This is a genomic window from Paenibacillus sp. JNUCC32 (assembly GCF_014863545.1).
GTDB lineage: Bacteria > Bacillota > Bacilli > Paenibacillales > Paenibacillaceae > Paenibacillus_AQ > Paenibacillus_AQ lautus_A.
On record NZ_CP062260.1, the window covers coordinates 6,136,431 to 6,156,980 of the forward strand.

At 54.5% G+C, this 20,550-nt stretch carries 17 protein-coding genes; 11 read left to right on the plus strand and 6 right to left on the minus strand.

What is annotated here, in order from left to right; translation table 11 throughout:
• Positions 1-9: 9 nt before the first annotated feature.
• The 5 genes from JNUCC32_RS27095 to JNUCC32_RS27115 all read right to left on the minus strand — a co-directional run bounded on the left by JNUCC32_RS27095 (position 10) and on the right by JNUCC32_RS27115 (position 5,726).
• Positions 10-3,243, minus strand: a complete 3,234-nt coding sequence (locus tag JNUCC32_RS27095; RefSeq protein WP_192570386.1) for an efflux RND transporter permease subunit — start codon at positions 3,241-3,243, stop codon at positions 10-12.
• Positions 3,244-3,270: 27 nt separating this feature from the next.
• Entirely contained in the window at positions 3,271-4,224 is a 954-nt protein-coding gene (locus JNUCC32_RS27100) for a TetR/AcrR family transcriptional regulator (RefSeq protein WP_192570387.1), read from the minus strand.
• A gap of 152 nt (positions 4,225-4,376) precedes the next feature.
• Positions 4,377-4,691: a DMT family transporter gene (locus tag JNUCC32_RS27105; RefSeq protein ID WP_009594524.1), complete on the minus strand. Its 315-nt coding sequence runs from the start codon at positions 4,689-4,691 to the stop codon at positions 4,377-4,379.
• Positions 4,691-5,032 (minus strand): DMT family transporter, encoded by a 342-nt coding sequence (locus tag JNUCC32_RS27110; protein WP_009594491.1) that lies wholly within the window; start codon positions 5,030-5,032, stop codon positions 4,691-4,693. The genes JNUCC32_RS27105 and JNUCC32_RS27110 overlap by 1 nt, the downstream gene beginning before the upstream one ends.
• Positions 5,033-5,129: 97 nt before the next feature.
• Positions 5,130-5,726 (minus strand): TetR/AcrR family transcriptional regulator, encoded by a 597-nt coding sequence (locus tag JNUCC32_RS27115; protein WP_090909877.1) that lies wholly within the window; start codon positions 5,724-5,726, stop codon positions 5,130-5,132.
• A gap of 201 nt (positions 5,727-5,927) precedes the next feature.
• Between JNUCC32_RS27115 and cls the strand changes: the two genes are divergently transcribed.
• Entirely contained in the window at positions 5,928-7,430 is a 1,503-nt protein-coding gene (cls, locus tag JNUCC32_RS27120; RefSeq protein WP_036662074.1) for a cardiolipin synthase, read from the plus strand.
• A 67-nt stretch (positions 7,431-7,497) separates the two neighbouring features.
• On the opposite strand, the gene JNUCC32_RS27125 is transcribed toward cls, so the two are convergent.
• Positions 7,498-8,937 carry a phospholipase D family protein gene (locus tag JNUCC32_RS27125; protein WP_430623449.1) on the minus strand — a complete coding sequence of 480 codons (1,440 nt, stop codon included), beginning with the start codon at positions 8,935-8,937 and terminating at the stop codon, positions 7,498-7,500.
• 415 nt (positions 8,938-9,352) lie between these two features.
• Here JNUCC32_RS27125 and fni point away from each other — a divergent pair, with 415 nt between their 5' ends.
• From fni to JNUCC32_RS27175, 10 genes are all read left to right on the plus strand, one after another.
• Positions 9,353-10,465 (plus strand): type 2 isopentenyl-diphosphate Delta-isomerase, encoded by a 1,113-nt coding sequence (gene fni / locus JNUCC32_RS27130; RefSeq protein ID WP_192570389.1) that lies wholly within the window; start codon positions 9,353-9,355, stop codon positions 10,463-10,465.
• A 180-nt stretch (positions 10,466-10,645) separates the two neighbouring features.
• Complete coding sequence (gene ychF, locus JNUCC32_RS27135) at positions 10,646-11,746, plus strand: redox-regulated ATPase YchF (protein WP_090909881.1); 1,101 nt, start codon at positions 10,646-10,648, stop codon at positions 11,744-11,746.
• A 225-nt stretch (positions 11,747-11,971) separates the two neighbouring features.
• Positions 11,972-13,039 carry a peptide chain release factor 1 gene (prfA, locus tag JNUCC32_RS27140; protein ID WP_015737758.1) on the plus strand — a complete coding sequence of 356 codons (1,068 nt, stop codon included), beginning with the start codon at positions 11,972-11,974 and terminating at the stop codon, positions 13,037-13,039.
• 4 nt (positions 13,040-13,043) lie between these two features.
• Positions 13,044-13,934 carry a peptide chain release factor N(5)-glutamine methyltransferase gene (gene prmC, locus JNUCC32_RS27145; RefSeq protein WP_192570390.1) on the plus strand — a complete coding sequence of 297 codons (891 nt, stop codon included), beginning with the start codon at positions 13,044-13,046 and terminating at the stop codon, positions 13,932-13,934.
• Positions 13,935-14,068: 134 nt separating this feature from the next.
• Entirely contained in the window at positions 14,069-15,256 is a 1,188-nt protein-coding gene (locus JNUCC32_RS27150; RefSeq protein WP_036662077.1) for an FtsW/RodA/SpoVE family cell cycle protein, read from the plus strand.
• 310 nt (positions 15,257-15,566) lie between these two features.
• Positions 15,567-16,748, plus strand: coding sequence for an FtsW/RodA/SpoVE family cell cycle protein (locus JNUCC32_RS27155; RefSeq protein WP_009594539.1), 1,182 nt, complete (start codon positions 15,567-15,569; stop codon positions 16,746-16,748).
• A 224-nt stretch (positions 16,749-16,972) separates the two neighbouring features.
• Positions 16,973-17,668: a stage II sporulation protein R gene (gene spoIIR / locus JNUCC32_RS27160; RefSeq protein ID WP_192570391.1), complete on the plus strand. Its 696-nt coding sequence runs from the start codon at positions 16,973-16,975 to the stop codon at positions 17,666-17,668.
• Positions 17,669-18,050: 382 nt separating this feature from the next.
• The gene (locus tag JNUCC32_RS27165) at positions 18,051-19,229 is read left to right on the plus strand and encodes an L-threonylcarbamoyladenylate synthase (RefSeq protein ID WP_192570392.1); all 1,179 of its coding nucleotides are present in this window, start codon (positions 18,051-18,053) and stop codon (positions 19,227-19,229) included.
• 69 nt (positions 19,230-19,298) lie between these two features.
• Positions 19,299-19,862: a manganese efflux pump MntP gene (locus JNUCC32_RS27170; RefSeq protein ID WP_096775852.1), complete on the plus strand. Its 564-nt coding sequence runs from the start codon at positions 19,299-19,301 to the stop codon at positions 19,860-19,862.
• A gap of 55 nt (positions 19,863-19,917) precedes the next feature.
• Positions 19,918-20,505, plus strand: coding sequence for a low molecular weight protein arginine phosphatase (locus JNUCC32_RS27175; protein WP_009590545.1), 588 nt, complete (start codon positions 19,918-19,920; stop codon positions 20,503-20,505).
• Positions 20,506-20,550 lie beyond the last annotated feature (45 nt).

Here is a 20,550-nt window from a genome sequence, read left to right on the forward strand (position 1 = left end):
GTGTTCTAATTAATCTTCGATTCTTTTCTTGCTGAACTTCATCAGGAACTCGTATACGATCGGTACAACCACGAGCGTCAGCAGCGTGGAACTGATCAGACCGCCGATAACCGTGATGCCGAGCCCTTTCGAGATAATGCCTGCGCTGCTCTCCCAGCCGAATACGAGAGGCAGGAGCGCGCCGATGGTTGCCAGTGCCGTCATCAGAATCGGACGAAGACGGGTAGCGCCGGCTTCGAGCAGGGCTTCGCGCGTGCTCATTCCTTCGCGTTCCATATGGATCACGCGGTCGATCAACACGATCGCGTTTGTCACAACGATACCGATCAGCATGAGCACGCCCATCAGTGCAGACACGTTCAGTGTTTCGCCCGTGACGAGCAGGCCTATGATAGCGCCGATGACAATGAACGGCAGCGAGAACAGGATGGCGAATGGAGCGAGTCCCCCGCCAAACGTAACCACGAGTACAAAGTATACGATAGCGATGGCCGCCAGCATGGCGAGCCCGAGCTGTCCGAAGGTTTCGTTAATTTGCTCGGTGACGCCTCCGAATTGGACGGACACGCCGTCTGGAAGCTCAAGCTTGTTCACTTCGGTCTCCAGGTTGGTCGAAGCCGAGCCTACGTCGCTGGACAGGATGTCGGCTGTGACACTCACAACCATTTTACCGTCGATGCGCGTAATGGAATCCGGCGTGGTTCCTTTTTCCACCTTGGCCACATCCTTGATCGGCACTTCGATGCCAAGCGGAGAGGTCACGGTTTCGTTCTCGATTTCCTTAATGCTCTTGTAGGTTTTGCTGTCCGCTTCAATATAAACATTGTAGGTTTTGTCTTCGATCTTGACTTCGGTCAAGACCGGACGTTCCCGTACCGGGGCCAGCTTCATGGCCAGCTGTCCGGCCGTCAGGCCCAGTGAGCTGAGCTTCTCTTGATCGGCTACCAGCGTGTACTGCTCAAACGCTTCGGACAAGCTGGTTTCCGCATTTTCAAACGTCGCGGTATCCTTGTTCGCAAGCTCTGCGATTTGATCGGCCACCGGCTTGATCTGCTCCAGCGAGTCGCCGAAGACGTTCACCGTCAGCTGGCTGCCGCCAAAGCCGCCGGCTGCCATGTCCATATTGGACCAAGTGCCGTCCGGCACTTCCTTGGCAAGATCTTCGATGAGCGTCTTTTTGACGTCTTCGAAGTTTTTCGTGTCCGGATCATACATAACGTAGAACAATCCTGAATTGGCGGAGCCCATGCCCAGCGGATTGCTTCCGCCGATGGAGTATTGCATCGATTGTACGCCTGGTTGATCCAGGATCAGCTTCTCGGCTTTTAAGGCTCGATCCTCAACATCCTCCAGCATTACGCCAGGCTCAGGTGAATAGGTGACCATCGCGTATTTGTCTTCCTGTTCCGGAATAAAGCTTACGCCCAGGTACTTGGTCAAGAACAAGCTTCCAACGAGCAGCACGATGGCTGCCAGGAAGGTAATCGCTTTGTGATTCAAGGTCCATTTCAAGATGGAGCGATAGCCGCGGGCCATGGCACCCGGCTTCTCTTCATGATCATGTGTGTTCTTCAAGCCTTTGCGGAACAGGCTGTGCGCCATGGCAGGTACGAGCGTAATCGCCACGACCAGGGAAGCAAGCAGGGCAAAGACCATCGTCAATGCAAACGGCATGAACAGCTCTCCTACCATGCCGCTGACCAATGTAAGCGGCAGGAATACCGCGATGGTCACGATGGTGGAGGACATGATCGGCACAAACATTTCGCGCGTAGCGGCGCTGATGAGCTCTCGGCCCTTCAATTTCTCGGTCGAGAGGGACATGCGCCGGTAAATATTCTCGATAACCACGATGGAGTCATCGACAACCCGGCCGATGGCAACGGTCATGGCACCGAGCGACATCATGTTCAAGGTGATATCCATTTGCTTCAGGCACAGAACCGCAATCAGCAAGGACAGCGGGATCGAAATGATCGAAATAATCGTCGAACGGATGTTGCGCAGGAAGACCATAATGATCAGAACGGCGAACAACGCACCGAATAATGCCTTGGAAAGCATCGTATGGACAGAGTCCTCTATCGGCTTGCCTTGGTCCAGCATGATCGTCAGATCCATGCCAGGATACAGGCCTCTCAATTCTTCGGCTTTGTCTTTGACCTGGTTTACGACGTCAACCGTGTTGGCATCGTTTGCTTTTACGATTTGGATACCGATCGATTCCTTCCCGTTGGTGCGGGAGATGGATTCCGAGGAGCCGATCACTTCAATGTTGGCAATCTCGCTCAGTTTGACGGTTGGAATGCCGGTAGGCATACCAGGAGCGCTATTTTGTCCACCAGCGCCAGCACCAGCACCGGCAGCGGCTTCAGCGCCAGCACCAGGCGCGGTTTGCTGGCCGGCCCCTGCAGCATCGCCAGGCGGCTGTTGCTGCTGGCCTGCACCGGCATTCGGAGCACCGGCGCCGGCAGACGCATCCGCCCCGCCGCCACCCGGAATGACCGGAATAGCGATATTCTTCAGATCGTCGATGCCGATGATGCCGCCATCAACGGCAACGGCTTTTTGGGACTTTTCCATTTCGAACATGCCGAGCGGAGCGTACAGCGCCGAACCTTGCACGATACCTTTGACGGTATCCTCGGTCAGGCCAAGCTCGCTCATTTTGTCCTGGTTAAACTTAAGCTGTACCTCATTCACGAATTGGCCGGCTACCTGGATGGAGGCAACTCCGTCCAAATCCTCCAGCTCGGGAACGATGTCATTCTCCGTGATGCGAGTCAATTCATCCAATTCCATGTTGTCTTTGTTAGCAATGCTTAACGAGACAACCGGCATGGAGCTCATGCTGAATTTGGATATGGTAGGTTTCTGGGCGTCGTCAGGCAGCTTTACCTCGTTGATGGCTTCGCGAACAGCCGCCGTAGCGTTGTCCAGATCACTACCATAATCAAACTCAACCATGACATTCGCTGCATTCTCCATGGAAGTGGAGGTTACGGTTTTGACGCCGTCGATATTACGGAGTCTCGTCTCGAGCGGTTTGGTTACATCCTCCACAACGCCTTCGGGAGATGCACCAGGATAAATGGCGGTGACACTCAAGAACGGAACGTTAATATCCGGAATGGTTTCTTGCTTCATCGTCAGTCCGCCGTACAATCCACCGAAGCTGACGATGATGGTCAGCAGCCAGATCGCAAACTTGTTGCGCAGCGAGAAATTGATAATTCCTTTCATTAGGCGATTCTCTCTCCTCTCCAAACTCTATGTCTCTAATTTGAACGAATTCCCCTGCATCATGCCGCCGGGCGTAAGATAGCTTTCAAGCACAGTCGAAATCGTGCCTTTGAGCTCGGTATACAATGCTTCAATTTCCTCGATCCCCTCCAAGTTAGCAAGCATTCCTTTCAGAACGGCCCGGCTGGGCTGGAGGCCAAGCAGCTCTTTCTCCATAATATTGAGGGACTCCATCGCATCTTCCCGCTCTTCCGGCTCGGCCTGACTCTTCTTCAGTTCGCTTTTCATTGCCTTAATAACGATGAGCGGATGACGCTGTTTGCGAATGTCGGTCGGGCACAGCTGGCCCAATTGCCCAACGGCCTCCATCGGAATCAACGGCTCGGGCCGTCTTCGCAGAATGCTTGCAACAATATCATCGAGCAGCTGGATCTGGTGATCAGCGGTGATTCCCACATTCAAATGGAATCCCGGCATGAACAGGAAACGGATATACGCGCCCAGCATGCTGCCCATAAACATGCCGATCTCCATCGTATACGGCTCAACGTCCGGTCCATAAATGCTTTTGAGCTTATTGTTAAACCACTGCAATGCAGCGAGCATTTCCTGCCGCATGTTTTCCTTGTCAAAAGGCGGTTTTCCCGGCATCTGATCATGGAACTGCTTCAGGAGAAATTCCCGGATCTCCAGAAAATGGATCAGGAGCACTTCCGTCTGCTTACGCAGCTGTTCCTTAGGCGCAAGCAGCGGATCGTGGTCGACCCGGAGAATCTCGTCTTTAATCCGGCCTGCGATATGCTCGTAAATGCTCTTTTCCAGTTCCTCTTTGGACTTGAAATGAAGATAGAGGCTGCCTTTCGACATCCCGCATACTTCGGCGATTTCCTGCATGGAGGTAACCGAAGAGCCCTTCGCGGAAAACAGCTGCATCGCAGTGATGAGAATTTGCTGTCGTTTTTCTGCCGTTTTATCAGCCAATCAATAGCTCACCTCGCTTGAGAACTTATCGGTTCTTAGATTGACCATAGGGTCAAGAAATATTATATATGAAAAAGAACGACCGTTTCAACTTTACTACGGTCGTCCTTTTCGTTAGGTTCTGAAAACTTGCGATTTTTCTTGAAAAAATATTAGCTGATCAATTTCAGGCCTACGGCCGAGCACAGGATCATGGCGATAAACAGCACTCTCCGCCATTCCTTGGGCTCCCCGAACAGAAACATGCCGGTCAAGGCCCCGCCGGCCGTTCCGATACCCGTCCAGATCGCATAAGCGGTCCCCATGGGCAGCTCGGTCATGGCGTAGGAGAGGAGGGAGAAGCTGGCGGCGAAGGATAAGGCCAAAATCAGTACATAACGCCAGCCTTTGCGATCCGACACGCCTTTGATGCCGATGACGCCGCCGATTTCGAATAATCCGGCAAATATAAGCGCAATCCAAGCCATTATTTATTCACCTCCGGTTCCGCGTGGTCAGCCGTAACGAGCTTAAGGCCGATGACGCCGGCAAGCAGCACGCAGATCAGAAGCACCTTGACCAGTTTAAACGGCTCTCCGAAGAACAGCATTTCGGACGCGACCGTTCCGGCGGTGCCGATCCCCGTAAAGACGGCATATACGGTTCCGACCGGCAGCCGTTTGGCCGCCTCGATAATAAGATAGAAGCTCGCTGCGATGGCGGCCAAGGTCCCAAGCCATTCCCAGATGTTGGCGGAATGCTTCAACCCCATCACCCATATGATTTCAACCAATCCAGCCAGCAGCACGTAACCCCAGTTGCGATTCATTATGTTTGTCACTCCTTTTATGAAAAGAACGGTAACCTTACATTACAAATTCTTTCGACTACAACTTCCTGCTTAGGATGCGTCATTCCATCAGGATTTAACTCTTGTGGTTATATCTTTGCTTCGTTACCCCTAACCAATACACAGGCCAAGCAGCTGCAAGGCGTCTTGAGGCCCGTTCTTCCCCGCCGTACACGGTTTCCAGATGGATCCCGTCCACCAAGGTCATAAAGGCTATCGCCGCATTGCGCGGATGACGGATGATGCGGCCCTGCTCCGGGCAGCCCGCGGCAAGCAGCTTCGACAGGTTCTGCTCCTGTTGATCCAGCAGCGGATACACCATCGCCATCACTTCGTCATACAGCGTGCTAGGCGGGAAGAAGGCCATCCGCATGAAGAACTGGACCTCGTCATCCATTTGATAAGCTTGGAGACGATTCTCAAGAAATCCGTGCAGCTGCTGCTCCAGCGGCCAATCGGAATGGTCAAGGAAATAGGCTACCATCATTTCCTCCTGACGATGGAATACGTCCTGGAGCACTTGCAGAAACAAATCCTTCTTACTCGAAAAATGGGCGTATATCGACGGTTTCTTGATACCGCAATCGTCGGCGATATGTTTTAGCGATGCCCCTTCGTAACCGTTTTTGGCAAAGTGGGCAAGAGCGGACTGTTTAATGTCGGCGGCACTCATTGAATTCCTCCTAACTAACGATCGTTAGTTATATTTCTATCAAATGGCGTCAGCATTGTCAATCTCTTTTTTCTGGGACATCGGGCACTTGCCGACCCAAGGAGAACAGTCTTTAGTTCCTGGGGGAGATCATGTAGAATATGTGTGACCAGCATCGTGCATACAAAGACAGAAACGATGAAGAACAAGGGGTAAATGGATATGAGAAAGGGCATAGAGGCTGTACTGATCACCGCGCTATTGTTCGCGTTTTATTATTTTGGCATGCATTATTTCGGGAAGACGACAGGGACGGTTATCGGGATATTCTCTACGCTGACCGTCGTATCCATCGGATTCATGATTTTTATGGAGAATCGCCATCCTTCCAGCACCATGGCCTGGATCCTGCTGCTGGCGCTTGTCCCCATCGTCGGGCTCGTCTTTTATTTTTTGTTCGGACAGAACTATTTCAAACGGAGAAAATACGATAAAAAGGCGAGGAAGGACGGCCTGGTCTACACCAGCGAGGTCCTGCGCAAGAACACCCCCGACGTCTCCTGCTTCAAGCCGGAAGTGCAGCAGCTGCTTCAGCTGTCCACCCGGCTTGCGCGCACGCCGATATCGTTCTCAAGCGACACGAAGGTGCTGACCGATGGGGAAGAGACCTTTGCTGCATTGATTGCGGAGCTGGAGCAAGCGGCGCACCATATTCATATGGAATATTACATTTACCGCCCGGATGCGATCGGAACGCAGATCCAGGAAATTTTGATACGGAAGGCGAGGCAAGGGATTGCCGTGCGATTTATGGTGGACGCCGTCGGCAGCCTCCAGCTGCCGCCTTCCTTCCTGCAGGAGATGCGGGATGCGGGCGTGCAGGTGGCCGTGTTCGGCAGTCCCAAGACGATCTTCTTCACGAGCCGCGTAAATTACCGCAATCATCGCAAAATCGTCGTGATCGACGGCAGCGTCGGGTTCGTTGGCGGCTTGAATGTGGGAGACGAGTATTTAAGCCGCAGCAAAGCATTCGGTTTCTGGCGCGACACCCATATGCTTGTCCGGGGAGAAGCGGTCCGTACGCTTCAGGTTGTATTTTTGCAGGATTGGCAGTATATGACGGGGGAGCAGCCGAACGAGCCGATCTATTACTCCCCGGATTTGCTGGAGAACCGCAGCGGCGCCGTACAGATTATCGCAAGCGGTCCGGATAATGAACGGAGAGCCCTCAAGAACATTTTTTTCTCCATGATTGTGTCGGCTCGTAAGTCGGTGTGGCTGGCTACGCCTTATTTTATACCGGATGAGGACATTCTTACCGCGCTCAGGGTTGCCGCCTTATCGGGTCTTGACGTGCGCATTCTGTTTCCGTCGAAGCCGGACAAGTGGCTGCCCTTCCTCGCGTCCCATTCCTATTTTCCGGCCCTGCTGGATGTTGGGGTAAGGGTCTATGAATACGAAAAAGGGTTCATGCACTCCAAGCTGCTGATCGTCGACGGCGAGGTGGCCACCATCGGAACGGCCAATATGGACATGCGGAGCTTCCATCTTAATTTTGAAGTCAACGCATTGCTCGTACACACGGACAGCGTAAGCAAGCTGGTATCCGATTTCGAGCATGACCTGGAATCCGCCATCGTGTACGACCGCCATCATACCCGCAAGAAGAGAATCATGACACGGCTGCTTGAATCCGCTGCCCGGCTGATGTCCCCCCTGTTGTAAACGCAGCGGAAGAAGCCGGGAACGGCCGCTTCCCTAAACCTGTTCGTTCCATCTATTTGTAAGAATTTTAAAAGGTAGTGAAGCCCAGGCTTTTTTGCAATTTAAACAGGATGTCCTTCATCCATGTGGTTTTTCCCAGATAAGCGTCGACGTCCAGACTGAACTGGGCATCTTCGTTGAACCATATCCGATGAAAGTAACGGTCCAAATCCCGGGTGAGCGGATGATTCTGAGGGGCAGCGATCCACAGATTGTTCTCCAAATTCAGATCGTCCAGGTTCCGCTTTGTGAAATTGGTTGACCCGCCGGTAATAATCGATTTGCCTGTCGGTTTGGCAATGTACATGAGCTTGGTATGATACTGTTCGGTGCCGGTGTTGTACCAGCGAATGGAGATTTTTCCTTTGGATTTCTGAATGAGCTCGGCGGCAGCCGGACGGTTGGGGATGCCGATTTTGTCCCGGCCGAAGGCGTTCTGGTTCGGATCCAGAATGAGACGGATGTCGACGCCTCGGTCCGAGGCTTGCAGAAGCCGTTCCATGACTTTACTGTCGGCCAGGTAGAACATCCCCATCCAGAGCGTGTCCCCGGGCTGCGACTGCTCAATGCCCTCCAGCACATATTTATAGATTTTTCCTTCCGTCAAATAACGAACATCGACGCCGTTTGGTTGACCTGAAGGCTGCACCGCCGGCTTGGAGCCGGGCTCGTATTCCGGCAGCTTGATCGGGCTTGTAAGGTTAACGGCGGCTTGCTCCGCCGCAAGCATATCGCCGATGATGTCCCCGCTCGTTTCGAAGGCGATGTTCGAGTGGAAGGCGCTGGCGTCATGCATGTTGGCCGAAGTCACCAGCGCGGTGTTCTCGCTGATCACGACTTTGCGGTGATTGGCTTTTACGTTCAGCAGCTTCAGATAGGAGCGAACGGTAATATCGGGTGCCTCGGTTGCCATCAGATTGGGGAGCGTGCCTTTGCCGGACTGGCCAAACCACTGAATGAACGTGCGCCATACGGCGGAATAAGCGGGCGTGGAGTCCCGCAGCCGGTTGACATCAGTTACAATCACATGAATGCCTGCTTCCTTCATGGACTCGAACTCCGGCGGCGTATAGGAGCCGTACCCGGTATTCACTTCGTCGGTGATAAAGAAGATATCCATATCGGGATGGTTCTTCTTATGGGTAACGAGGCGACGGGCAAGCTCTTCGCTGACTTTCGGGAATGTTTGGTCCTTATGGGCATATCCGTTGAACAGAAACATATCGATCACCAGGAATTTTCGCGATTCGTCGATAATTTGGCCGATGCGCGGTCCGATTTCTTGATCGTGGACAGGCTGGCCGTCCGGTCCGGGATAGGTCAGGTCGATCCACATCTTCACGTCGCTCCGGTAGACTGGACTTTCATAGGAAATTCCACTCGGAAGAGGTTTATGAGTCTGATAGATCATCACGCCGATTAGCCATAGCATGAGAAGGACAAGACCCATGAATATTGTTTTTCGCATTCGGGAGCTTTTGGCATGAGGATTTTCTGGCAGGGGCTGCGTGCCTGGACCCGGTGCAGGTGGTTTAGCTGAATTACGGTTATGGAACAAATGGCGGAAGTCCAAGATCGCCCATCCTCCTATCTTTTCTATTCGTAGGTCGTATAACGTTAATTAACATGAAAGTGCTGCCCTGACGCACTCCAGTTTTTGCAATTCGGCAAGCACCGCGTTTGGGGATGATCCCGGGAAGCCGGGGCAGAATGCTATTTGGGAAGGTTTGTTGGGTTTCGAATATACGGGAGATCGTGAGAGCATCGGTATTAAAATTGTCAAAGGATGTACATATCATGCAGCTGGGACAACCTGCGACGTCAATGATATGCTTTAAATACGGTTTTATTAAGGATGAGTGAATCGGATAAGGAGGCACGGAATGAACTCAGAACATGAACAGACTGCGGGCAAACCTGCAACCGTTTCAGGCGGAGGATCAGGAAGATTTGGGGGCAGACTGATGCCGGAAGTGCCCACCGGCGAGCGGAAGATCGAGCATGTTCGATTATGCCTGGACGAAGAAGTGGGCTCCGTGGGGGTAACCACCGGTTTTGAACGTTACCGTTTTCGTCACGCCGCACTGCCGGAGATCGACTTTGGAGAGATTAAGCTGGACACGACGTTTCTTGATTTTTCCGTACGAACGCCATTCTTGATCAGCTCCATGACTGGCGGAAGCAAGGCCACCGGAGAGATCAATATGCGTCTTGCGGAAGCGGCGGAACGGCGCGGCTGGGCGCTGGGTGTCGGCTCCGTGCGGGCTGCGGTGGAGAAGGAGGAGCTTGCTTCGACATTCCGCGTGCGCGAGAGCGCGCCGAGCGTGCCGGTGATCGCGAACCTAGGAGCGGTGCAGCTGAACTATGGCTTTGGCCTTGACGATTGTCAGCGGGCGGTGGATATCGCCGGTGCGGATATGCTGGTTCTCCATCTAAACGGACTGCAAGAAGTGTTTCAGCCGGAAGGGAACACCCGGTTCGGCCGTCTGCTGGGGCGCGTCGAGGATTTGTGCCGCACGCTTTCGATACCGGTCGGGATTAAAGAAGTGGGCTGGGGTATCGATGGCGAAACGGCGCGGTCTCTGCTGGACGTCGGGGCAGCGTTCATCGACGTGGCCGGTGCGGGCGGCACCTCATGGAGCCAGGTCGAGAAATTCCGCAGCCCGGATCCGGTCCGCCGCGCTGCGGCCGAGGCTTTTGCCGGGTGGGGCAATCCTACCGCGGAATGCATCGCGGAGGTGCGCGAAGCCGCGCCGGCCTGCGCGCTGATCGGCAGCGGCGGGCTGCAAAGCGGCGTCGATGCGGCCAAAGCGCTCGCGCTTGGCGCCGATCTGGCAGGTTTCGGCCGCGGACTCCTGGGCTCGGCGGTCGATTCGGTTGAAGCGCTCGATCAGCGGCTTGCCCAGGTGGAGCTGGAGCTGCGGACGGCCATGTTCGGTATCGGCGCGGGGAATATCGAGGCCCTGAAGTCCACCAAGCGGTTGATTCGTGCCTAAAACAGCGCGCAGAACACCGCAGAACGGGAATTCGCGATGGCAGTATATTCGTGTTGAAGTCTATTGGGTATCTGCTATAATTAATAAGATTGTTTAGCTGGTGATAGAGGCTTGGCGTATAGATCCCGAGCTTCGTATACTTATAAATAAGAGTAAACCTGATAAGGAGTTGTCACATAAATGGCTTTAAAAGCTGGAATCGTCGGTTTGCCGAACGTTGGCAAATCTACATTGTTTAATGCGATTACGCAGGCGGGCGCCGAGTCGGCAAACTACCCGTTCTGTACGATTGATCCTAACGTGGGCGTCGTGGAAGTGCCGGATGAGCGCCTCGACAAATTGACCGAACTGGTTCAGCCGAACAAGACGGTACCGACCGCTTTCGAATTCGTCGATATCGCGGGCTTGGTTCGCGGCGCGAGCAAAGGGGAAGGTCTTGGGAACAAGTTCCTGGCCCATATTCGGGAAGTGGATGCGATCGTTCATGTGGTCCGCTGCTTTGAAGACGAGAACATTACCCACGTCGACGGTAAAGTGAACCCGGTCAGCGACATTCAGACGATCAATCTGGAGCTGATCCTTGCGGATCTCGACAGCGTCGAAAAGCGGATCGAACGCGCGAAGAAGAACATGAAGGGCGGCAACAAGCAGTATGCTCAGGAAGTGGAGCTGCTGGAGCGCCTGAAGGAAGCCCTGTACAATGACCAGCCGGCACGCAGCGTGGAGCTGAGCGACGATGAGAAATTGATCGTGCGCGATCTGCACCTGCTGACGCTGAAGCCGGTATTATACGCGGCGAACCTGAGCGAAGACGGCGTTGCGGAAGCCGACAGCAATCCTTACGTGCAGCAGGTTCGCGATTTCGCGGCCGCGGAGAACGCGATCGTGGTGCCGATCAGCGCGAAGGTTGAGGCCGAGATCGCCGAGCTTGAAGGCGAGGACAAAGCGATGTTCCTTGAGGAGCTGGGACTGGAAGAGTCCGGTTTGAACCGTCTGATCAAGGCGGCATACAGTCTTTTGGGATTGTATACCTACTTTACCGCCGGCGTGCAGGAAGTGCGTGCCTGGACGATCCGCAAGGGAACGAAAGCACCGCAAGCGGCTGGCGTCATCCATACCGACTTCGAGCGCGGCTTCATTCGTGCGGAAGTCGTTGCTTACGATGACCTGGTTGCCGCTGGCTCGATGAACGGCGCGAAAGAGCGCGGACAGCTTCGTCTGGAGGGTAAAGAGTACGTCGTGAACGACGGCGACGTTATGCACTTCCGTTTTAACGTGTAATCGATGAAGGTTTCAAAGGCCATGGCTCCATGTCGCTTTGTGCATGGGACCGTGGTTTTTTTGAAGCGAACGGGAAAGGCGAGAACCCTTTCTTCGGTCAACTGCCTGCTAGTCAAACGTGTCGTTTCATGGTAAAATAAAAAGTCGTTTACACTTCATGAGTCATACGAAATGGAGTGCGAAATGGCATATCTTCAGGAATATATCTTAGAGAGGTGAATTCCTTTGTTGGACCGATTACAATCCCTTGCGGACCGTTATGAGAAGTTGAGCGAGCTGTTGTGCGATCCCGATGTCGCTAATGACTCCAAGAAGCTCAGGGATTATTCCAAAGAACAATCCGATTTACAGCCTGCTTATGAGGCTTATGTTGAATATAAAAACGTCATTGAAGAACTCGAAGCCGCCAAAACCATGCAGGGCGAAAAGATGGACGACGAGATGCGCGAAATGGTGAAAATGGAGATCGAGGAGCTCACCCAGCGCGAGCAAGAGCTGGCCGAAAGAATTCGGATTCTGCTGCTGCCGAAGGACCCGAACGACGATAAAAACGTCATTATCGAGATTCGCGGCGCAGCCGGGGGCGACGAGGCGGCACTGTTCGCTTCCGACCTGTACCGGATGTATACCCGTTATGCCGATACCCAAGGCTGGAAGGTTGAACTGATGGACGTCAACACCAACGATCTGGGCGGGTTCAAGGAAGTGATCTTCATGATCAACGGCCGCGGCGCTTACAGCAAAATGAAATTCGAGAGCGGGGCGCACCGCGTGCAGCGTATTCCGACCACGGAATCCGGCGGCCGCATCCATACCTCCACCTCCACCGTGGCGGTTATGCCGGAGGCGGAAGAAGTGGACATCGAAATCCATGACAAGGATATCCGCGTGGACACCTTCTGCTCCAGCGGCGCAGGCGGTCAGTCCGTTAACACCACCAAGTCGGCGGTGCGCGTAACGCATATTCCGACCGGCATCGTGGCTACATGCCAAGACGGCAAATCGCAGAACTCCAACAAGGAGAAGGCGCTGCAGGTGCTTCGCGCCCGTATCTTCGATATGATGCGTCAAGAGGAAGAAGCGAAGTACGCCGGGGAGCGCAAGAGCAAAGTTGGCACCGGTGACCGCAGCGAGCGGATCCGGACGTACAACTTCCCGCAAAGCCGCGTGACCGACCATCGGATCGGACTTACCGTTCACAAGCTGGATCAAGTGATGAACGGGGAGATTGAAGAGATCGTTTCGGCGCTGACCCTTGCGGAGCAGGCTGAAGCGATGGAAAAAGGAGTATAACGCTTTGAAGCGGACGATATTTGAATTGACGCCGCAGCGCAGCGTAAGAGAAGCCTTTGTGGAGGCTTCTTCTTTTTTAGACGGCATGCGGGTGATGGAGCCGCAGCGGAATGCGCAGCTGCTGCTGGAGCATGTGCTGGGATTGTCGGGAACCTCATATTATATGGCGCTCGCGGAGCCGTTTCCGGCGGACCGTCGCCGCGCCCTGGAAGAAGCGATCAATCGCAAAGCGCAAGGCGTTCCGGCGCAGTATATTATCGGCGAACAGGAGTTTTACGGCCTGCCGTTCGACGTCACGCCGGCGGTTCTTATTCCGCGCCCCGAAACGGAGCTGCTCGTGGAAGCGGTGCTGAAGTACGGACGGGAGCTCACCCCGCGACCGGATGGAGGGCTGAAGGTCGTCGACATCGGCACAGGCAGCGGGGCCATTGCCATTACGTTGGCTTTGCAGTCAAAGGGATGGGATGTGTTGGCGAGCGATATTTCGCCCGATGCGCTAGAGGTTGCCGCGCGGAACGCGAAGAAGCTGGGCGCCCAGGTTGAGTTCCGGCAGGGGAACCTGCTGGAGCCGTTTGCCGGCACGGGGCCGGACATCCTCGTCTCCAATCCGCCGTACATTCCGGCGGAGGATATCGAAGAGCTGCAGCCGGAAGTCCGGGACTATGAACCGCGTACGGCTCTGGACGGCGGGCCGGACGGATTGAATCCGTACCGGATCATGATGGCGCAGCTGCCCTTGCTGTCGGCGCCGCCGCGCCTGATCGCTTTTGAGCTGGGCATGGGACAGGCCGGGGATGTAGCGGAGCTGCTGCGGAAGGCAGGATACTGGGAGGAAATCGTCACGGTACCCGATTTGGCGGGGATTGACCGGCATGTTCTGGGAATTTTCCGTTAATTGTATTCGGGTCCGATTTCTTTTAAAATAGAGGATGGGCTGCAGAATGAACGTTGGTTTGTTCGCCCAGATGGTTATTCTGCCTGAATGGCACATCGGGGTTTGCGGGCTCCGGGCACAGGGGGACCTAAAGCATGCTTCAGAAGTTCAAGAAGATAGATTTTGTCATTGTGTTTGTGCTGCTGATGCTAATGGTCGTCAGCATCACGTCGATATATAGCGCCACGTTCGATACCGCTGGGTTCGAGGGTCACCATATTAAAATGGCGGTATTTTATATCCTCGGTTTCGCGGCTTTCTTCGGGCTTAGTTTGATTGATTATCGAATATGGAATAAATACGCGCTGCATATCTATATCGGAGGGTTAATCACGCTGTTGCTGCCTTCCTTCATCGGTCAAACCAAAAATAATGCCACGGGCTGGATCAATCTCGGCATCGTGGATATTCAGCCTGCCGAATTATTTAAGCTGGTATTGATCATATTTATTACCTATGTCCTTATTCGCAAGGACAAATCGAGGCTGTCTTTCTGGCGGGATATCGTACCGATTGGTTTTCTGACGTTCATTCCGTTTGCCATCGTCATGGTTCAGAATGACTTGGGGAACGGACTCAGTTATATTGTCATACTGCTCGGGTTGTTATGGATCGGCAACGTGAAGTTTTCGCATGCGCTGATCGGTCTGCTGCTGGTAGCGGGCATTGCCTTTGGCGGAGCACAGGCCTACATCCACTTTCATGATGAGATTAAAGAATCGAAAATCATGGAGAGCCGCGGTCATTGGATGGAACGGATCGATCCATGGCTGGTGCCCGAAAAAGCTACCGCGAAGGCAAGTTATCATACGAACAATGCAAAGCTGGCCATTGCTTCAGGCGGTATGAGCGGAGAGGGGTACTTGGAAGGCAGCTCCGTGCAATCTTCGCGCGTACCTTATACGTATTCGGATTCGATTTTTGTGCAAATTGCGGAGGAATACGGCTTTATCGGCTCTTCCGTCCTGTTGCTGTTATATTTCATACTCATTCACAGGATGATCCTGATTTCGCTGGAAAGCCGGGAAAAAGCGGGCCCGTTTCTGATCATCGGCATCGTTGCCATGCTGCTGTACCAAATCTTTGAGAACATCGGCATGTTTATCGGGTTGATGCCTTTGACGGGAATCACCTTGCCCTTCATCAGTTACGGCGGAACGTCGCTCATCATTAATATGGCGTGCCTCGGGGTTGCCATGAGCGTGAAGCTGCACGGACAGGAAGTGGAGGAGGATATGCCGAATCCGCAAACATACCGTTCCGCGCCAACCAAACAGGCTTAACGCGGGTGATTAGGGTTTAGAATCGGAGAGATGCTATCGAAAGCAGCATCTCTTTTGTTTTTTTCTCCGTATCCAGGAAAGAGGATCGTGAATTGTGTTAGCGGTGAAAATCTTTTAGAATGATTCATTAGGGGCTTGCATGGCAGGATCCCTGAAAATCTTGACCGTAATGCCACCTTCAGATTAGGGTTTATGGAATGATGAGTATCAACGACGATAAGGCAAAGGCAAACTTTCTTTTCGAATAATCGTTATATGCCTGTATAGGCAAACCGGGGGTTCGTGTCTCCGGGCACAGGGGGATCAAAGCATGCTTCAGAAATTCAAGAAGATGGATTACGTTATTGTTTTCGTACTGGTTTTGATGATGGGTATCAGCATTACGTCCATATACAGCACGACCGTCGACACCAAGTTCGAAGGCTCTCATATCCGCATGATTGCTTTTTACATTGTCGGCTTCATGGCTTTTTTCGGAATTAGCCTGCTGGATTACCGATTGTTGATTAAATATGCCAAATATATATACTTAGGCGGTTTAGCCGTGCTGGTCCTCGTGATGTTTATCGGGAAGGACATCAACGGCGCCCAGGGCTGGATTTACATTGGCAGTTTAAGTATACAGCCTGCTGAATTGTTCAAGCTGATCCTGATCATATTTCTTTCTTTTGTATTGGTGCGAAAAAACAAACCGCTGCTGTCCTTCTGGAAGGACGTCGTTCCGATCGGGCTGTTGGCGTTCGTGCCTTTCGTGCTCGTTATGGCTCAGAATGACCTGGGTAACGCGCTTAGCTATGTCATCATTTTGCTGGGGCTGCTCTGGATCGGGAACGTCAAGTTCTCCCATGCGCTGATCGGGCTTGTGCTGGTGGCAGGAGTGGCCTTCGGCGGCGCTCAGGCTTACATTCATTATCATGATGAACTGCTGGAATCGAAAATACTGAAGCCGCACTGGGTGGAACGGATTGATCCGTGGCTGTATCCGGAGAAAGCGACCGCCAAGGCCAGCTATCATACGACGAATGCGAAGCTTGCCATCGCCTCCGGCGGCATGAGCGGCGAGGGCTACATGCAGGGTTCGTCGATACAGTCGGGCCGGGTGCCTTATGCGTACTCCGACTCCATCTTTGTGCAGATTGCCGAGGAGTTCGGATTTATTGGTTCCTCCGTCCTGCTGTTGTTGTATTTCATCCTGATCCATCGGCTGATCCTGATCTCCCTGGAATCCCGGGAGCGTGCGGGACCGTTTCTAATCATAGGAATCGTGGCCATGTTTTTATATCAGATCTTCGAGAATATCGGGATGTTTATCGGTTTGATGCCGCTGACGGGGATTACGCTGCCCTTCATCAGTTACGGGGGAACGTCCCTTGTGATTAGCATGGCGAGTCTCGGGGTCGCCATGAGCGTCAAGCTGCATGGTCAGGAAGTGGAGGAAGATATGCCGGATCCGCATGCTTATCGCCCGGCGGCCGCTAAGCAGCAGGCTTGATGGTCGGGTGGAACTTCGCCGCGGTCTGGAAAATAACCAAAACCGAATCGTCATTTATATGAGAGGATGCCGTTCCCATGGGAACGGCATCTTTTTTTGTTAAAGTCGTGACGCGCCAATCTATGAATTTTTTTCGATTTGCTAGATTCCACGTTTATATCTTTTTCAGTCGGACATACTGATAGCATCATAGAGTTTCGTTCATAGAGAGGCGGTTGTCCGAGATGAAAAATTATAGTGAAACCCTCCGTATTATCGTGAAAAAAATGGTTGTGCTCTTATCCTGCATGTTTATGGTCATCATGGCTTGGGAGGGACAGCAGATCGATGCTTCCGTTGTTGGCGGTCCGATCCCTCAAGAATCGATACGGCTTCGCATTCTCGCGAATTCAGATAACCCGTCCGATCAGCTCGTCAAAAGAGAGATTCGAGACGCGGTCGTTGAGCAAATGCAGATGTGGGTCCTGGAGCTGGAGAACCCGCAAAGCCTGGAAGACGCCAAAGCATTAACCCGGCAGCATCTTCCGGAAATCCGCCAGCTGGTGGGTGAAGAGCTGAGAAAAAGAGGGATCACCTACAATTACCATGTAGAGCTTGGCGTCGTGCCGTTCCCGACCAAATTGTACGGGGGCACGGTGTATCCGGCGGGCGATTACGATGCGCTGCGGATTACGTTAGGCGAAGGTCAAGGACAAAACTGGTGGTGCGTCCTGTTCCCGCCGCTGTGCTTCATCGACGGCGGCAGCGGGGATGCGGCAGCTCAGCCTGTCGAGAAGGGGATCCAAACGGTGTCCGCCGATGCGGGCGACGCTTCTCCGGAGGAAGCGCCGAAGAAGGCAAGCGAAAGCGAGCCGGAGGTCCGCTTCTTCCTGTGGGATATGTTCCTGGGCCTCTGGAATTGGGTGGCGAGCTTATTCTAGGATGATCCCGCGTATTGATTTCCAATACGGACAGGGTATGATAAACTTGGATGAAGAAGTACGTGTTCAAAAAGGTGGATTTTCAGCACCGAGAAGGTTGGATGAAGCTAGGGACTGAGGAGTGGAGCGTACGTTTTGGGTACGTGAGCACCGGAAGGCCCGGCTGAATTCAAGATTCGATGCCGAGCTGCTTCTTGATTCGCTTCGTGATCAAAAGCGGACTTTTTGAACAACCTCTAGAAGAGTGCTTTCTCTTTGGCGCGACCGGTTTCCATGGGAACCGGCACGGGACTGAAGAACGAGAAGCGCTTTTTCTTTTGGAGAATAGGCAAAACGCGTTTGGATGTTTATATATTTCATATACAGAAAGCTTGGGATAGGTATGGAACAGAACGGGAATGACAAGGAACGCAACCTGCAGCGGGAACAAGGCTCCCGGAATGCTGCATCGAAACCAACCAAAGTGTGGCACGTCTTAAGCTCCCTCTCCAACGAGAGCCTCGGGTCCGAGAAGGAAGCGAAGCAGGCGCTGCACGAAGCAGGACAGGTGCTTGCACAGGGCGGTACGGTGGCTTTTCCGACGGAAACGGTGTACGGACTTGGTGCTGACGCCGGCAATACGGAGGCGGTCGAGCGCATCTTCGCCGCCAAGGGTCGGCCATCGGACAATCCGTTGATCGTACACATCTCGGAGCTGGCTCAGCTTGACGGCTTGGTCCAGCGGGTGAACGAGACGGAACGGGCGCTGATGGCGTCGTTCTGGCCCGGACCGCTGTCGCTGGTGCTGCCCGTGAAACCGGGCGCCGTATCGCCTCGCGTGACGGCCGGACTCGATACGGTTGCCGTCCGGATGCCGGATCACCCTGTGGCTCTGGCTCTGATCAGCGCCGCCGGTTGTCCGCTCGCCGCACCGAGCGCAAACCGTTCCGGCCGGCCAAGCCCGACGCTGGCCAGCCATGTGCTGGAGGACCTGGCGGGGGCGATCGACGGCGTGCTCGACGGCGGCCCGGCCGGGGTGGGCGTCGAGTCGACGGTGGTGCAGGTCGGCGAAGATGGTGCCGTCACGGTGCTCCGCCCGGGCGGCGTCACGGCCGAGCAGCTTGCCGCGGTGGCGGCAAGCGTGCGCCAGGACCCGGCGCTGCAGCGCGCCGCCGGGGAGGCGGAGAGCCCGGCGCCGCGCTCGCCGGGCATGAAGTACACGCACTACGCACCGAAGGGTGCGATGTGCGTGGTGCAGGGCCCGCGTGCCGACGCGGTGTCGGCACGCATCGCGGCCGAGCTCGAGGCGGCGGCCCGGCGCGGGGAGGTGACCGGCGTGCTGTCGTTCGACGAGCACATCGGTCGCTACCGCGCGGACGTTGCCGTCTCGCTCGGCAGCCTGGCCGCGCCGGAGGAAGCGGCCCGCCGGCTGTACGCCGGCCTGCGCCGCTTCGATGAAGAAGGCGCGACTTTCATCCTGGCCGAAGCGTGCCCGGAGCAGGGGCTTGGCGCAGCCGTCATGAACCGGCTGCTGAAGGCCGCGGGACATCACATCGTCCACGTCAATGAAGAGGTCGATTGAACGGTTTTAGCATGATTTCCCCCTTGTCCGCATATGGTGTACAAGACCATGGGACTTGGGGGAATGGGGATGTTGGAGGCGTCTGTCCAATCGGGACAGCTTGCGGCGATTCTGCTGATGGCGGTTGCACTCGGGCTAGACGCATTTTCGCTTGGCATCGGAGTCGGAATGAGAGGCGGCATGCGCTTAGGCCATATGCTGGGCATCAGCTTCATGATCGCATTGTTTCACATGCTAATGCCGCTGGCGGGCTTGTTTGCCGGCCGCTATGTAGGTATGCTGCTGGGTCACGTCACAGGGCTTGCAGCCGGCGGGCTGCTCCTCCTGCTGGGCGGGCATATGCTGTATAATGCTTGGCGGGGCGGGGAAGGTCAGCGCATTCATCCTACCGCGTTCTTGGGCATGCTGCTGTTTTCGCTCAGCGTCAGCATCGACTCCTTCTCGGTAGGCGTTTCGCTCGGGATGTTCGTGGATGATGTGCTGCTGATCGTGATCTCCTTCGGTGTCGTGGGCGGTTTGCTGTCCATTCTCGGCCTGCTGCTCGGCCGTCAGGTGAGCAACAAGCTGGGAGAGTACGGCGAAATGCTGGGCGGACTGATTTTGATCATCTTTGGCGTGATGTTTATCTTTTGATGCAATATTTGTTACAATAATCCCAAAACAACCTACAACGGGGAGGTACGGGACCGTGAAAAATATATTGTTTGTCTGCACGGGGAATACGTGCCGCAGCCCAATGGCGGAAGGGATGCTGCGCAAGCTCGCCAAACAGCGGGGCATTCCCCTGGAAACGCAATCCGCCGGCGTCTCGGCCGTGGACGGCATGCCGGTATCCCGTCATGCGGAATCGATACTGCGGGACCAGGATATTCAAGATCGTTTGGTATCTAAGCCGCTGACCGCGAATCTGGTGGAATGGGCAGACCTGATTCTGACGCTGACCCAGTCGCATAAGCAGTATGCGATTCGGCAGTTCCCGCATGCGGCCGACAAGATGCACACGCTGAAGGAGTTTGTGGAGGATGACCGGCGGGTGCTGGATGATCTGCGGGAGCAGGACAGCCTGTACGCGACGCTTGAGCTGGCCAGATCGCTGGGCCGCGATGTCAGCGACCGCGACCGGGAGCGTCTGATCGAGCTGCGCCAGCGCATTCCGAGCTTCGATATCTCCGATCCTTTCGGTGGCTCGCGGGAGGAATACGAGGCGACGGCGGCGGAGATTCGAACGGCGCTCTTCCGCCTGCTGGACAAGCTGGAAGCGGATCAGCATAAATAGGATCGGCTTCGACGGAAGCGAAGAGTAAATCTGGATCCGGGCTCA

Bases quoted from the DNA above. Each gene is read 5' to 3' on its own strand.
- JNUCC32_RS27155 (WP_009594539.1), top strand. From the start codon at position 15,567: ATGCTTCAGAAATTCAAGAAGATGGATTACGTTATTGTTTTCGTACTG.
- cls (WP_036662074.1), top strand. From the start codon at position 5,928: ATGAGAAAGGGCATAGAGGCTGTACTGATCACCGCGCTATTGTTCGCG.
- JNUCC32_RS27095 (WP_192570386.1), bottom strand. From the start codon at position 3,243: ATGAAAGGAATTATCAATTTCTCGCTGCGCAACAAGTTTGCGATCTGG.
- JNUCC32_RS27150 (WP_036662077.1), top strand. From the start codon at position 14,069: ATGCTTCAGAAGTTCAAGAAGATAGATTTTGTCATTGTGTTTGTGCTG.
- spoIIR (WP_192570391.1), top strand. From the start codon at position 16,973: ATGAAAAATTATAGTGAAACCCTCCGTATTATCGTGAAAAAAATGGTT.
- fni (WP_192570389.1), top strand. From the start codon at position 9,353: ATGAACTCAGAACATGAACAGACTGCGGGCAAACCTGCAACCGTTTCA.
- JNUCC32_RS27125 (WP_430623449.1), bottom strand. From the start codon at position 8,937: ATGCGAAAAACAATATTCATGGGTCTTGTCCTTCTCATGCTATGGCTA.
- JNUCC32_RS27115 (WP_090909877.1), bottom strand. From the start codon at position 5,726: ATGAGTGCCGCCGACATTAAACAGTCCGCTCTTGCCCACTTTGCCAAA.
- JNUCC32_RS27170 (WP_096775852.1), top strand. From the start codon at position 19,299: ATGTTGGAGGCGTCTGTCCAATCGGGACAGCTTGCGGCGATTCTGCTG.
- JNUCC32_RS27105 (WP_009594524.1), bottom strand. From the start codon at position 4,691: ATGGCTTGGATTGCGCTTATATTTGCCGGATTATTCGAAATCGGCGGC.
- JNUCC32_RS27165 (WP_192570392.1), top strand. From the start codon at position 18,051: ATGGAACAGAACGGGAATGACAAGGAACGCAACCTGCAGCGGGAACAA.
- ychF (WP_090909881.1), top strand. From the start codon at position 10,646: ATGGCTTTAAAAGCTGGAATCGTCGGTTTGCCGAACGTTGGCAAATCT.
- JNUCC32_RS27110 (WP_009594491.1), bottom strand. From the start codon at position 5,032: ATGAATCGCAACTGGGGTTACGTGCTGCTGGCTGGATTGGTTGAAATC.